Genomic DNA, 15,358 nt, shown 5'->3' on the forward strand with positions numbered 1-15,358 from the left:
CCGGAGACAATGATTGTCTCCGGATTATGGATGATTTAAATAAATGAAACAGTTATCAAATAAATCTATTTCATAGCTTCTTTAACTTTGTCATATAATCCTTCTGTCCACTTAGCTGTAATTTCTGGTAAAGAGTAGAATTTCATCGCAGCGTCTCGGAACTCAGCAGAATTAACTTCAATTACTTCTACACCCTCTGCTTTTAATTTTTCAAGGGTTTCTTGCGTAATTTTTTCCTGGATTGAGTTGTTATACAGACCTGCCTCATTACCCGTTTCAATTAATAATTGTTGTTGTTCAGCCGTTAATGAATCAAAGAACTCTGTTCCTGTAACCCAAGTTGTAAAGTTTTTAACGTGTCCATCCAGTGTAAGATACTTCGCAACCTCATGGAACTTACCGTTGTAAAGTACTGGCAACGGATTTTCAAGGCCATCGATCGTACCTTGTTGTAAAGCTGTATACACATCACCTAATGGCATAGGCGTTGGTGTTGCACCTAAAACTTCAAAACCTTTGATTTGGATTGTATTATTTGGAACACGAATCTTCATACCCTTTAAATCTGCCACTGTTCTAACAGGCTTTGTCGTAAGTGTATGACGGTCTCCATACATCCAGTTCGCTGTTAAAATCTTTAAGCCCTTATCTTCAAGCATACCGCTTTGCTCTGCCCACCAGTTGCTCTCTGTAAGCTTCCAAGTATCATCCCAGCTTTCAAAAAGGTAAGGTCCAAATGTGATACCAAAATCAGGAACTCCACGATCTGCATAGAATGCACCATCTGCAAGAGTGATTACTGCAGAGCCTGCTAACATCTGATCGATAATGTCATTTTTTGAACCTAATTGGCTTGATGGGAATACTTCCATCTTCATCGTGCCATTACTTTTTTCTTCAAGCAGTCTTTTCCACTCATTCACTGCAAGGTCAGTTGGTTCACCTGGGTTATTTTCATAACCGATCTGAATCACTACAGGTTTTTCTTCTGCCTTATTTGCATCCGGTGCACCTGAGTTTTGCGCTGGAGCACTACATGCTGCAAGCATAGACAGAACCATTAATGCTGCTAATAAAATTGCAATCTTTCTTTTCATTTTCTTCCACCTTTCTTTATGTTTTTAATTGTGTGTTTCACACATTTAAAACGTTAACAATACCTTCAGCATATTTCCTGCATTTTTATCAAAGTCTTCAAATGCCTTTACCGCATCAGAAGCATGATATGTGTTGGTTACAATCTTTTCCAAGTCAATTTCACCTTTAGCCACAATCTCTATTAGCTGTTCAAAGTCTTCTTTTAATGCGTTTCGTGAGCCGTATACGCTAAGCTCTTTTTTCTGAATCATCGTGAAGTTAAAGTCAAGATTAGATTTACCAACCCCTATGAGGACAACCCTGCCGCCAAAAGCCGCAGCATCTATACAGCTCTGGAAGGTTGATGGTAAGCCTACGGCTTCGATTGTAACATCAAATCCATCCCCTCCTGTAATTTCATTCACTTTTGCTTCAAAACTTTCTGCATGATCGTTTAAAATTACACCATCTGCACCCAGTTTAAGTGCATAATCAAGTTTGCCTTGGGCAACATCACTTAAATAAACTTTTGCTCCAAATTGTTTTGCAGCAATCATCGCAAGTATGCCGATTGTTCCAGCGCCTATTATTAAAACCTTTTCCTGAGGCTTGACTTTCGCACGCTTTACACCGTGATAACTAATACAAAAAGGCTCAATTAATGCAAGTGTTTTCCCAGAAAGCCCTTTTCCGTCATAAATACGTTCAATAGGCATTGTGATATATTGCGCAAATGCACCTTCCCGTTGTACACCCATCGTCTGGTTTGTTGTACAGCAGTTAACTAAGTCGCGTCGGCAAGAATAACAGGTTGTACAGTTAAAATAGGGATTTGCAGTAACTACCATACCTTTTTTTAGACCTCTGTCGTTATCTCCGATTTCAACAATTTCAGCTGAAAATTCATGTCCAGGGGTTCTTGGATAAGACACGTAGGCAAATGTACCCCGATATGTACCCAGATCAGACCCGCAAATACCTCCATAAAGAAGCTTCAATACAGCTTCTCCCTTTGCCGGTACCGGCATTTCATTGTCACGAAGTTCTACCTTGCCAGGTTCTGTGATTACAATAGATTTGTTCATTTCTACCTCCTAAGCTAGTCCAGCAAAATAAACTAGGCATTTATAAGTTGTTTTTAAGATTCATATATATCTATTGCATATCTGTTGTATACATCATGTATACAACAGAAGCTATTGATCATATGTATGATTATACACTTGCTTTATAGGCCTTGTCAATTCATGTTGCTCATAATAATTAATATTTTTAACGAAAAAATTTTAGTACTTGCAAAAAAATTTTATATTTGTAGACGAACTTTCATTCAATAAACAAATCTATACACCTAAAAATATAAACGTGCAAACTCCGCCATAAAAAGAGCGTCTACGACGCTTTCGCTAGGGAACCCTAGGTTCCCTTCGACGACTGCTATCGCAGTCTGAGTACCCTCCTTAGTACGGCAGGGGATTTCATCCCCTACAACCCCTATTTTTTATATAATAGAAAAGTAGAACTTTCCTATTATATAAAAAAACCTACCATCATTTCAACGAACGATAGTAGGTTCTGTCATTATAAAAATAGACCTGCGATAAATATAGGCTTTCATGATTATATCATCAAACTCATCAAAGTTGCATTCTTAGAATTTTGGAGGTGCTTCTGCATTGCTTCGGCGGATTCCTCTACCTTATCTTCTAATAATAACGCTATAATCGTCAGGTGCTCTTCTTGAGTTTGTTTCAATCTTTCATCTATTTTTTTTCCTGATAATACACGCATGCGATGAATCTGGTTATAGATACAATCCATAGTCTGGTGAAAATATTTATTGCCGCTGCTAGAGATAAGAAAACGGTGAAACGCATCATCAATCTGATAAAATTTTTCTATCTCTTCTTGTTCAATATTGTTTAAGATTTTATCTCGCATAAGCTTAAGTGCATTTTTGTCTATATTTGCGCCGCATGTCCGTATAATATAGGGTTCAATGCTGTCTCTTACTTGAAAAATCATGTTTACCTCATTAATTGACAGTTCTCCTACAACCACACCTTTCTTCGGCATGATCGTCACTAGATTTTCCTGTTCAAGTTTATTAAGTGCTTCTCGTATAGGTGTACGACTAGTATTAATCTCTTCCATTAAAATACTTTCATTTAAAAAAGTATTAGGTAAGTACTCGCAGTTTATAATTTTAGATTTAATAAAGCAATATGCTTTTTGTTTCAGATTTTCTTTTTTCATTCTATTAGACTCCATTTCAAAATAGATTAATGCGCTGTACCCCATTACATTTTTTTCTCAAGATTTAGGTTTTGATTTTATCATTATTTTATTCTTACGTTACACAGGGATAACTTCAATAAATCATAGCATAAAGATTTCTTCATTTCAACTTATTTTTCGATGTTTGTCTTTAAATTCACAAAGTAAATTTCTTTCAAACCCTGTAAAAATCTATCTTTTACAGTATCAATATTTTTATCTTCATTGATGAACCTATAGAGTAAAAAAAGCATCCAACTATCTATTATAATGACAGTAAGATGCTTTTATATAATTACCTATTCATTTTTAGATTCGTATTTGTCTGATTTGATCCTTTAATCGCTCTATATCCGTAATCCAATCCTCTATGTCATGTTCATGTTCTATTTCATCATTTAAAATAGTTATAGCCATTTGATAGGTAGCATGATCTTTTCCGTTTGTATAATCAGCGATTTCTTCGTATCTCTGAATCGCACATCTTTCTCCTCTAAGATTCTGCTCCAATATTACTTCTACATATGGATCGTTCGGTTCTTCATATTCACATCTTGCAAATTTACTCCATTCCACTGGATTTAGGATAGGTGTTCCTCCCAGCTGCAGGATTCTGTTAACTACCAATTCTGCATGTGCCAGTTCTTCGTTGGCATGAATGAGCAGTTCAGGCTCTATTTCACTTCTCATTGGGCCTTCCATTAGTCTTGCGCCAATCCAGTACTGGTAATATGCAAGCCATTCCTCTGCTAAAGCTTCATTTAACATTTGAATTAATTTTTCTACATCTAAGTTTGCAATTTCAACAGACTTTTTTCCCATTATAATATCCTCCTTATTCACCAACAATTTCACACGTTTATTAATTACCCATACAACCGATGATCTAATCACTAAAAATTTTTCAATTTCGATAAATTTCTAGTATTTCTATATTACCAACTTTTTCCCTATAAATAAAGCACAAAATTATTCGATCTATTAAAAAATAAAAATCACCCTCTTTTTATAACCATTAAAGGGGTGATTAAATGAGCCTTGTATAGATGTGTGTCTTTAAAATATAATCTATTTTTGTCATAGAGGCATACCTGTGTGTCTGCCCGTTTTCCGAAACGACACAGGGGGCATTCCCTGCTTATATTCCCTTTTAGAAGCACACATCTATATCATTACTGATCCATATAGCTTTTATGCTTTAGAAAAAGTTTTATACATGTTGCTTTTGGCACCACAGATTGGACAGTTGTCCGGCAATCCATCTGCTGTGGTATGTCCGCAAATCTGGCAAACATGTACATCATCCAGTTTCATATCATTTCCCTGCCTGACTGCTTCCTGCGCCTCTTGGAACAATTTTGCATGAATCTTTTCAGCTTCCAATGCGTAGTGAAAAGCCCGCTCAGCACCTTTTTCTTCTTGAAATCGAGCGGCATTCAAATAAACTGGGTACATTTGCTCTATCTCATGGAGCTCACCGTCGATTCCACCCTGCAGATTTTGTATGGTTTTCCCCAAGCCAAATACCGCACCTGCTGTCACACTAAAATCTATTTTCTTTTCTCCTAATTCGCGAAAATGATTATCGGCATGGGCCCATTCTGCATAAGCGATTGCTCTGAAAAGTCTTCCCACATTGGGAAAGCCTTCTTTATCCGCCACATCTCCCCAAATGAGGTATCTCATATGGGCCATACTCTCTCCACCATAAGCTGATCTTAAAAAGTCAGCTGTCATATCATTTTTTACTGCCATGTCTTCAGTTCCTCCTTATAATTTAGTGATTATCCGTTAAAGTATATCCAATATTTTCACTTGATAACCATGAGGATAGGCAGTAATTTGTTTTATTGGACCCAGCTTGAACTTTTTTGCAGTCATAGTTTCTTGTATTTTAATAAAATAAACTTTTCCAATAAAACACCGATTGCTACACCAATGGTATATGCTAATAAATCACTCCATAGGAAGCCAAAACCTAGTACCAGTCCTCCGATGACAGTTTTCCTTAGGGTATTGATCCAGGGAGCTTGATAAAGCTGGCTAATTTCAGTTAAATATGCATAACTTATAGCAATCCCTGCAATTTCGTATGTACTCTTTTTATTAAATAAAACGCCCGTTATCAGGAAAATCATCAGTGCCCACAAAACATCTCCTGCATAGAGATTTACCCATCTCGGCAGGAAAAAAGCATTCATTCTAGATCCTAGTCCCAGCAAGATCACTGCCAACACAAAAATACTGTAAATAAATCTATTTCGTTTCACTTCCATTGATTTTATTTCCTTCCTTACATTTTTTTTATTCCTCTGGAGCATAGCTATTTCTCTTTTTCATAAGATTATTATAACTTAAAATTTAGATTTTGTGTCTCACCCCATGGGTTTATTATATGCTAAAAGCCCCTGTACAACCTGGTCCAGGGGCTTCATCAACGTGCGTATATTTTTCTCCAATTACTTCATGTAATTTTCAATATATTTTTTTGCAGCGGCTTCTATCTGCATTCCCTGATAGATATCATTTAAAGCATGGTTGATTCCATCTATATCTAGTTTAAAGTCCTGAAGAACCTTGTAAAACTCTGGATGCTCCTGTTTCAATCCCTTTCTGCCAAGAGTTATACAATATTGATCTTTTGGCAAGATTTGTTTGCTGTCTTTCAAAAATTTGAGTTTATGCGTCCCAAACATCCAATGAGGCTGCCATCCCGTAATTGCAACCCACTCTTTTTCCTTTATCTTTCTTTCAAGTGCATCTAACATTGATTTCTCATCCCCATAATCTATGGTAAAGCTTAGCCCATATTCGGCAATAATCTGAGGAAGTACTGCACCTATTGAAGAAGTCCTTTGGATAGAATAAATTGTATTGTCAAATTGCGCAGCATTTTTTCTTAAATCCTCAATTTGGTCAATCGGTACATAATCAGGAACTACAAGTCCGCTTTTACAGCCATGAAGATTAGCACCCATATCTTCCAGATTTTTAGCATGCTTTCTAAAAGATGCTTCTTCAGCAGGCATCCAGGGAGCCACCGTAGCATCCACTTTTCCCTCTGCTACACTGCGAAAAAGATCTGCACTGGGTACTTTTATCCCTTCTAAGGCTAACCCTAGCTTCTTTTTCACAATCTGCTTGAATATTTCCACCTGGATCATATGCTCATCATATTCAGTTTGAGCGATCTTAATAAATCGAAATCGATCTAATTCTTGACTGATAACGCCGATTTTTTTTGTATAATCCAGAATTCTCTCATTCATCACTGCGATAGTATCTGCCTGATTTTGTGTCACCGCTGTTACTTCTTGTGCACCTGCAGCAGTTTCCTCTGAGACAGCTGCGATGTTTTCTATAGCTTTAACAATTCCCTCGCTGGCAATAGATAACTGCTTTGTTTTCTCCAATATCTGAGCTATTTGATAGTCGATGGTTACTACAGCATTGCTAATCGTACTGAAAGCCTCATCAGTATCTTTAATCGACTGAGCCTGTTCACTTACTGCATTGTTAGCCATTGAAACTTCATCCACAATCCTCTCAACACTCTGTTTTACCCGATCAATAAGAGATTTCACCTGATTCGTGGAATCTCCCGTATTATTAGCCAGCTTTCTAATTTCCTCAGCTACAACAGCAAAGCCCTTACCGGCTTCCCCGGCTCTAGCTGCTTCAATCGCTGCATTTAATGCTAATAAATTCGTTTGCTCCGAGATACCCGATATGGTATTGACGATGGAGTTGATTTCACCGGCTGCCATTTCTAAATTATGTACCACCACTGAGATCGTTTGAAAATTTTTCACGTTGTTTTCCACAGTTTGCCTTTGAAAATCCATGGCAGCTTTCCCGTTTTGTATCAATACAATCGTATTATCCGTTTTGTGTTTTATCTCATTTACATCCTGATTGATATCATGAATAAAATGACCGGTTTCTGTTGTATTTATATTGATTTCTTCAACCAAATTTGCCACATGGCTATTTCCTTGAGCTACTTCATCTACTGCTTTGACAATATCCCTTGAGGAATCCTCTATTGCTTGAACATCTTGATTCAGTGCAATACCGTTAGATTCTACTGTTCTTGCTACACCATAAATATCAGCTATGAGTTTTCTGAGTATTTTCATTAGCTGATTAAGTGAGTGATCTACCCTTGTCATTTTTTTACTACATTCTATTACAGACGAATAATCAAACTGGAGCAGCTTGTCTGCTATAGTCTCCATATGATGAGAATCCGTTTCTCTCCAAAGAGCAAAATATACTATAGAGCATAACAAGGCTTGAACCAAGATGAAAGATGTACCATTTCCCAATCCGATTTTCTGTGGCAGCTGGTAGAAATATATACTGTTGATTAAAATAATCGCCATGCAGCTCTCCAGAACTCTTATCACTTTCTTCCTCAAATTATATCCCCCTTCTCCTTTGTATTCAAAAAGTTCGCAACTTTACCAGCAGCGAACTTTTTTATCTTTTATTCAGTCATAGCTTTCTTTACTGCGTCTAACAGCTTACCGGATTTGATGATTTCATATGCTTTTTGAATGTCTACCGTCAAGTTCCTATCTTTTTCTAAAAAAGGAATTTCTTCACGAACTACATCGTAGGCTGCTTTTGTCCCCTTTCCTAATCGGGTTGCCTTACGCAAGTCAATGGCTTGAGCAGCATGCATGGCTTCCATACCCAAAATATAACAGATATTATCTACGATTTTAGCTGTTTTTTGCACCACTATTGGCATATTGCTGGCGTGATCTTCAATTTCTCCTGCTAGAGAATAGTAGTCTACAGTTACTGGGTTAGACAGGTGCCTTACCTCTGCATCTAAGGATGTAAATGTTTTTTGAATCGTACCATAGGCTATAACACTTGTATCTGCTGGGGTTAGGAATCTAGAAAGTCCCGTAAACTTAGGGCTACTGAGTTTAATGGTTCTAAAGCAGGCATTCCTTGAAAGATGGCTCAAAGCTAAGCCAAGCATTTCAAATCCAATGGCCAAGGAGGTTACTTCATAATTAGAACATGGAAACATCACCTTTTCATCAACCAATACGCAAGGATTGTCATCGGAAGTATTTAGTTGGTAATCCATAAATCGTAATACAAATTCTAAAGCATCCCTTACAGACCCATGAACATGACAGGAACCCCTAAAACTAAGGGGATCTTGCAGGGTATCATTCACACCCGGCAGCCATAGGTAGCTTCCTTTAAGGTACTCTCTCACTTTTTTTGCGGAATATGCCTGACCTGGTAAAGGTCTCACTTTATAGGCTGCTTCATTGAGGGGGCTTACATTTCCCTTAAAGCCCTCTAGAGATAGTGCATACAAAATATCTGCAGTATCGATCAGATCTGCAATATCCTTTAATAATAAGGCTCCTTCTCCTGCAGCAAGGGCATTGGAGCTGACGATTGCCAATCCATCCTTGGGACCTAACACAATGGGCTCCAGTCCGGCACGTCTTAACGCTTCAGCAGCAAGCATTCTTTCTCCCTTATAGAAAACTTCCCCTTCCCCGATCATTGCCAAGCCGATATGGGAGAGACAAGTAATATCTGCTTCGCCGATAGAACCTCTCTCTGGAATCACTGGGTGAATCTCGTGATTTAGAAAATCCTTATACATGGTAACAATAGCTGGTTGAATCCCTGTACATCCTACCAATAATGTATTTAGTCTGGCTAGAAGAATCGCTCTTACGTTTTCTTCACTGGCCTCAGGTTTTACAGCTACGCAGTGAGATAAAATCAAATTTCTATTATAGTCTTGATAATATCTGGCCACAACCTGCCGGTCCTTGTTGAGTCCTACTCCCCTAGTAAAACCATAAACAGGCACATCACTTTCTGCCATCTCAAAGACTAGATTTCTGCCTGCTACAATCCGATCCATTGCTTCTGATGTGATTTCAACCTCTGCCTTTTCCCGAGCTACCTTCGCCACTTGCTCTATGGTTAACCCGCTTCCTTTAAGAGTTACCTTTTCTTCTGTCATATTCGCACCTCTTTCCCTTTATCTACTAAACCAAAATGGTTTCTGACTGCTGTCTCTTTTGTTTGCTCTTTAATGCCTTTAGGATTTTTTCTGGTGTTACAGGCAATGATGTTACATTGATATCTAAAGCACTATTAATAGCATTTACAATAGCCGGAGCGATGGCACAGGTACTGATCTCCCCTACACTTTTAGCCCCAAATGGACCATGTTCGTCCCCTTCCTCTATTAAAAGCACCTTTACATCCGGCATATCCGGTGCATTGATCACATGATATTTGCTAAAACTATCTCCAGATATATTTCCCTTATGATCTGCTTTGATCTCTTCAGTTAAAGCTAATCCAATTCCCATTTGAATAGCTCCTTGGATCTGCCCTTCAACAAATCCCGGATTAATCGCTTTGCCTATATCATGAACCGCCAGCACATCTGTGACGCTTACCAGCCCCGTATAGGTATCTATTTCTACCTCTGCAAAATTTGCTGCATATACTGCGGGGTTCGCAGGAGAGGTATAGGTATAGGTCTCACTGATATCATCCTGGAATTTTTTCTGTATCTGAATAATCATTTCCCCATAAGTTATTTTCTGATCCTTTTCCCTGTCCTTATAAACGGTTCCGTTTTCCATCTTTATGTCTTCCGGTTTGCATGCCCATATTTTTGATGCATAGTGAATAAATTTCCCTTTAACCATCTCTGATACCTTCATAGCGCATCCGCCGCAGACGAAGGTCACTCTGCTGGCCTGTGTCCCTGCGATATCAAAAGGACTGACTAAGGTGTCCGCTTCTGGTGCTAAAATCCTATCTACATCTATATCTAATACTTCTGCAACGATCTGTTTCATCGTTGTAACTGTACCACAGCCCAGATCATGGATGCCTGCGTTGAGGTAGGCCCCTCCATCTTCTGTCATTCTTAACGACATGGTAATGAAATCTTGATATCCTCCATGATAACCATTTCCATGGGTTGCACAGGCCATTCCTATTCCCCGGACATATCGCCCTGTATCTTTTGGACGCTGCCATCTTTCCTTCCAGCGAAATGCTTCTCTACCTTTTGTCACGCAGTCAATGGCCCGCGCATTCCCGAGAGCCGGTCCTCCGGTTGGATCTGCATCATAAGGGTGTACTAGATTTTTTAACCTCAATTCGGTAGGATCCATACTTAATGCCCGTGCAATATTATCCATATGAATTTCTGATAAAGCATGAATTTGCGGAGAACCATAACCGCGACATGCGCCGCCGATTGGCGTATTGGTGTACACTACGTCAGCTACATATTTCTGATCTTTGATCCTATATAAGCGAAAAGCCTTCTTTCCCATAGCCATAGAAACTGCATCTCCATTGGTGAAATAAGCCCCCGTATCCACAAGCATATGAATATCCCTTGCTAAAATATTCCCTTCCTGATCTACTGCAGTTTTAATTGTACCGATTGTAGCCGTCCTGGTTCTAGTAGCAAGAATACTTTCTGTACGGTCTAAAGAGAGTTTCACAGGTGCATCGACAGCTTTTGCTAAGAATGCACAAACAGGCTCAAGTACTGGCTGCCCCTTTCCTCCGAAGGATCCTCCCATGGTGGTTTTGATTACACGAACCTTGTTCAAAGGCATATCTAATACCTCAGCTGTAATCAAACGCACTTGAAAAACAACCTGGCAAGGTGTCCAAATTGTAATTTCTCCTCCTGTAGCTGGTGCAGCAACACAAACATGGGTTTCCATTGCTGCATGATGGACTTTAGGTGTTTCAACTCTATCTTCAAATACCAATTCTGCACGATTTATTATTTCCTCTGGGATTCCACACTCTATTTCCTTTCTTGAGATGGTATATCCTTTGTCTTTAATTGCTTCTTCCGGGTTTGTAATAACAGGTAAATCTTCATACTCGATTTCAATCAGCTCTGCAGCCCGCTCAGCGGTATATCTGTCTTTTGCAACGACTGCAGCTACACGGTCTCCAATAAATCTCACATGATCTGTAAACAGTTTCTCATCCTCTAGTACCTCTAATCCTACATACCACTTGTGTGAATTATATAGGGTGTTCGGTGAATTCTTATAGGTAAAGACCTTTACAACACCCGCTAAAGCCTCTGCCTTTGAAGTATCTATTTTTATTATCCGGCCATGAGCGACATCACTTAATACAAGCTTTGCATAAAGCATACCTGGAAGCTGCATATCTCCCGCATATTTCATCTTCCCAGTAACCTTTTCGCTGATATCATGCATGGAGATATCTTTTCCCACATACTTTAAGTTATCTTTCATCTTACTTCACCTCCTGGAGCAGGTCGCCGAATAATTTATAAAATACTTCATCGGCTAAGCCTCGTATTGCTTCTCTTTTGTATTCCTGTGAACTTCTTCCTGCAATAGCAGAATCTACTTGCGCTGTCAAAGCTTCTGCAAAGGAATGGATCAGCTCCAGTGAGACAGTTCTCCCCACCAGAGCTTCTTCTACTATCCTTGATCGGAAAGCCTTAGGTCCTAAGGCTCCTAAAAAGATTCTCGCTTCCTCAATTCTCTCTTCTGTCTCATCTAGCTTAATAAATGCAGCCATATTTATTTTGGCGATTGTTACTCTTGATCTGCTGCCAATTTTTCCGAAAGCAGTTCGGCATCGGTTTCCTTGTATTGGAAATGCAATTTCAATAATTGCCTCGTCTTTTTTCAGGCTATTCTTCCCTGATCCGATCACAATATCTGCTATATCTTTTATATAGCTTTCTCCCTTTGAACAAATCACTTCTACCTTCGCATCCATGGCCATCAATGCAGGTATGCAGTCTGCTCCAGCAAAGGCATTGCCTATATTCCCTCCTACAGTGGCTACATTGCGAATCTGTGTAGATCCGATTTGACCTGCAGCTTCTACCAGACATGCAGCATACTGCTGCAGAACAGGACTATTGATGATGTGGATGAAGGTAGTATTGGCCCCCAGCTTAACAAACCCAGCTTCCTCTCGAATATATTCCAAGGATCTAATTCCTTTCATATCAATCATTGTACCGGAATAAATCCTATTTTTTCTAAGTTTAATGATCAAATCTGTTCCCCCACTGATTAAGTAGGTATTTGTGTCTGCACCCTTTAGCGCAGTAACAAGTTCTGCTACACTGCAAGGGGTTTTCAATAACATTTCCTCCATATGGCAGCATGCCCCCTTCATCATTACTTTTTCACTACATCCTTTACAGCTCTTACAATTTTTGTATAGCCCGTACATCTGCACAAGTTTCCTTCAATAGCAATACGGATCTCTTCCTCACTTGGGTTGGAATTTCTCATAAGCAGCGCTTTACAGGACATTAACATCCCCGGTGTACAATATCCGCACTGTACAGCTCCATTATCTATAAAAGCTTTTTGCAGTCTGTCTAATTCTCCATCTTGAGCTAAAGATTCCACCGTTAATATTCTTTTGCCCCTTGCCTGGTATGCCAATATAAGACATGAATTGATAGCTACATCATCCATGATAATGGTACAGGCACCGCATTCACCCTCACCACAGCCCTCTTTCGTTCCTGTTAGACCCAGATGATCCCTCAATACATCTATTAACCTAAGTCTTGGGTTTACTTCCAGCCTATAATCAACCCCATTAATATTTAACTCTAAAGCCATACTTACTCCTCCTTATGTACAGGTTAGCTATATCCCATCCTAGCTCTATATTTATCTTATAGCTATAGCGTCAATAAAAAGTCAAGAAAACAATTGAGGAAAAAAAGATAGAAAAATGTTGCCGGAAGTATGTGACGCATACTAGGTTTATCATATACAAATTTTTCTTGCCTTTTCATATCAATTAAAAAGTAACTAAAAGAAGAAGAGGTAGACATTCAAGAGGAATACCCACCTCGGCAATTAACATTGAACTTCTATATTTCTAACGAATGCCTATTGCACGAAAATTGAATTTATAAATAGGTAAATAAGCGTTTATCTTATTTACCTATTTACATAATTAATCATTAAGTTCTGTAATTAATTCAGCGTCAATCTTAGCTGTTTCCGGATAATGAACTACATCATAATTTTCTATCATTACAAACATCTTAACCATAGATACCCCTAATGCAACATATATAAATAATACAGGCAATGCTGCTGTCATAGGTAATAATTTTGTAGATTGTATAACTGAAATAGCGCCTTCAGTAGATTGTGTAGTAGCTATTATACTTAAAAATGCAACTGAAGACATGACCAATCCCCAGAATATCTTAATGCTATTTGGTGGTTCAACTTCTGCATTATCACGAATATTTATTGATAAGGATGCAACTGTTGAAGTCATAGAGTCACATAGCGTAACTACTGATAAGAATAATGTTATCATGAATGCTATACTAGTAATTAATGGAAGCGGGAAGTTTTTTAAGAAAGTAAATACAGATGCTTCAAGTCCTTGGTTTTGTATTACGTTCCAAATCTGTCCACCTTGATTTAATTCTAAATGTATTGCATTTGATCCAAATATACCAAACCAAATGACTGCAAATGATGCTGGCACAATTAAGTTCATGAAAATAAATTCTCTAATCGTTCTTCCTTTAGCTATTCTACCTAGGAATAATCCCACCATCGGTCCATAAACGATCATCCATATCCAATATATTACAGTCCACCACATTGGCCATTTATCATCTGCGATGGCGCCAAGGTAAGTCATTCTTGTAAAGAATGTGCTTAAAGATTCACCAAATGCTTCGACAGTGAAAAATAGTGAAAATCTAGTAGCACCAAATACAAATATAAATGCTAACAATCCTATAAACACTTTTGCATTCAAATCAGATAATCTTCGGATACCTTTTTGTAAGCCTGTATAACTTGATATAATAAATGTGGTTACGATTACAAAAAGTATTAATCCTCTGATGAGATTGTTCGGTTCAAGACCGAATACTGCTTTAAACCCAGCTCCAAATTGTAATGATGCAACTGCTAGTATAGCAGATACAGAAACAGCTATAGCAAATAGACAAACATTATCCACCATATCTCCAATCGATTCAAAACTTCTCTTTCCAAAAATTGGATACAATACAGATGAAATTCTAAATGGCAGCTTCATATTGTATATAGCAAACCCTACAGCTACACCGAATATACAATAATGTGCATAGGATGGGATTCCCCAGTGAATCATACTGACCGATAATGCTGATAGTGCTGCCTCCGGACTTCCTGCTGCTTGATTTAAGCCGGGTATGGGATTATTTAAATGAAAAATCGGTTCAGCGATTCCCCAGAAAACTATACCCGTTCCGATACCACCACAAAGGGATATAGCAAACCAATTCCATCTACTGAGTATAGGTTTAGCCTTCTCTCCACCCAGTTTAATACTTCCATACTTAGACACAAAAAGCCATGCTAATATTGCAAGATTTGCAAGTGCCATAAGTGAATAAAGCCAACCAAACCAATTATATTGAAAATTAGATATAGCATTTTCAATATTGTAAAAAGTTGTTGGGCTAATGATTCCCATTAATATTATTCCTATAAATATGATACTCATTGGGATAAAAATAACTTTTCTAATAACATTCATGGTTTCCTTCTTCATATTCTCTATACCCCCTATTATAATCATAAGTATCCTTAAATTATCTTTTTCTAATCTTACATTTGTTCTACCCCCTTATTGATGTTGTGTCAAGGATCTGTTCAGAGATATCATGAGAACTGGATAAATAATAATTAATGATAACGTATTCCTAGCCCATACTCCAATCAGTACCTTAATCATGTTTTTATTTTAACAACGAAACGTCAATAAAAAGTCTAATAAATTATAAGAATCTCAATTTTAAAAATATTTTTAAGTAAACCTTAGTAATTCGACCTTGCAATAAAAAAAATAACAAACAAATAGATAGGAAAGCATTACAAGATGACAGTCGTCATACACGCACACCTAGTAATCTACTTTAAAATCGATTAGAAAG

General features: G+C 38.0%; 12 protein-coding genes. All 12 read right to left on the bottom strand.

From position 1 onward, the window contains the following. Positions 1-65: 65 nt before the first annotated feature. The 12 genes from dctP to Gferi_RS02980 all read right to left on the bottom strand — a co-directional run bounded on the left by dctP (position 66) and on the right by Gferi_RS02980 (position 14,976). Positions 66-1,097 carry a C4-dicarboxylate TRAP transporter substrate-binding protein gene (dctP, locus tag Gferi_RS02925; protein ID WP_069974217.1) on the bottom strand — a complete coding sequence of 344 codons (1,032 nt, stop codon included), beginning with the start codon at positions 1,095-1,097 and terminating at the stop codon, positions 66-68. Positions 1,098-1,142: 45 nt separating this feature from the next. After that, entirely contained in the window at positions 1,143-2,162 is a 1,020-nt protein-coding gene (locus Gferi_RS02930) for a zinc-binding alcohol dehydrogenase family protein (RefSeq protein ID WP_069974218.1), read from the bottom strand. 535 nt (positions 2,163-2,697) lie between these two features. Next, entirely contained in the window at positions 2,698-3,333 is a 636-nt protein-coding gene (locus Gferi_RS02935) for a GntR family transcriptional regulator (protein WP_169832958.1), read from the bottom strand. 330 nt (positions 3,334-3,663) lie between these two features. Further along, positions 3,664-4,176, bottom strand: a complete 513-nt coding sequence (locus tag Gferi_RS02940) for a ferritin-like domain-containing protein (RefSeq protein ID WP_069974219.1) — start codon at positions 4,174-4,176, stop codon at positions 3,664-3,666. 369 nt (positions 4,177-4,545) lie between these two features. Further along, positions 4,546-5,109 (bottom strand): rubrerythrin family protein, encoded by a 564-nt coding sequence (locus Gferi_RS02945; RefSeq protein ID WP_069974220.1) that lies wholly within the window; start codon positions 5,107-5,109, stop codon positions 4,546-4,548. Positions 5,110-5,231: 122 nt separating this feature from the next. Beyond that, on the bottom strand, positions 5,232-5,630 hold the full coding sequence (locus tag Gferi_RS02950; RefSeq protein ID WP_069981276.1) for a ribosomal maturation YjgA family protein: 399 nt from the start codon (positions 5,628-5,630) through the stop codon (positions 5,232-5,234). 183 nt (positions 5,631-5,813) lie between these two features. Beyond that, positions 5,814-7,775 carry a glycine betaine ABC transporter substrate-binding protein gene (locus Gferi_RS02955; RefSeq protein WP_069974221.1) on the bottom strand — a complete coding sequence of 654 codons (1,962 nt, stop codon included), beginning with the start codon at positions 7,773-7,775 and terminating at the stop codon, positions 5,814-5,816. Positions 7,776-7,843: 68 nt separating this feature from the next. Beyond that, positions 7,844-9,367, bottom strand: a complete 1,524-nt coding sequence (locus Gferi_RS02960) for an HAL/PAL/TAL family ammonia-lyase (RefSeq protein WP_069974222.1) — start codon at positions 9,365-9,367, stop codon at positions 7,844-7,846. A 25-nt stretch (positions 9,368-9,392) separates the two neighbouring features. Beyond that, positions 9,393-11,660, bottom strand: a complete 2,268-nt coding sequence (locus tag Gferi_RS02965) for a xanthine dehydrogenase family protein molybdopterin-binding subunit (protein WP_069974223.1) — start codon at positions 11,658-11,660, stop codon at positions 9,393-9,395. Position 11,661: 1 nt separating this feature from the next. Then, positions 11,662-12,543, bottom strand: coding sequence for an FAD binding domain-containing protein (locus Gferi_RS02970; protein ID WP_069974224.1), 882 nt, complete (start codon positions 12,541-12,543; stop codon positions 11,662-11,664). 23 nt (positions 12,544-12,566) lie between these two features. Further along, positions 12,567-13,022 carry a (2Fe-2S)-binding protein gene (locus Gferi_RS02975; RefSeq protein WP_069974225.1) on the bottom strand — a complete coding sequence of 152 codons (456 nt, stop codon included), beginning with the start codon at positions 13,020-13,022 and terminating at the stop codon, positions 12,567-12,569. Between the two features lie 343 nt (positions 13,023-13,365). Next, positions 13,366-14,976, bottom strand: a complete 1,611-nt coding sequence (locus Gferi_RS02980; RefSeq protein ID WP_069974226.1) for a BCCT family transporter — start codon at positions 14,974-14,976, stop codon at positions 13,366-13,368. Positions 14,977-15,358: the final 382 nt, after the last annotated feature.

It is taken from the genome of Geosporobacter ferrireducens, from assembly GCF_001750685.1.
Classification (GTDB): Bacteria; Bacillota; Clostridia; order Peptostreptococcales; family Thermotaleaceae; genus Geosporobacter; species Geosporobacter ferrireducens.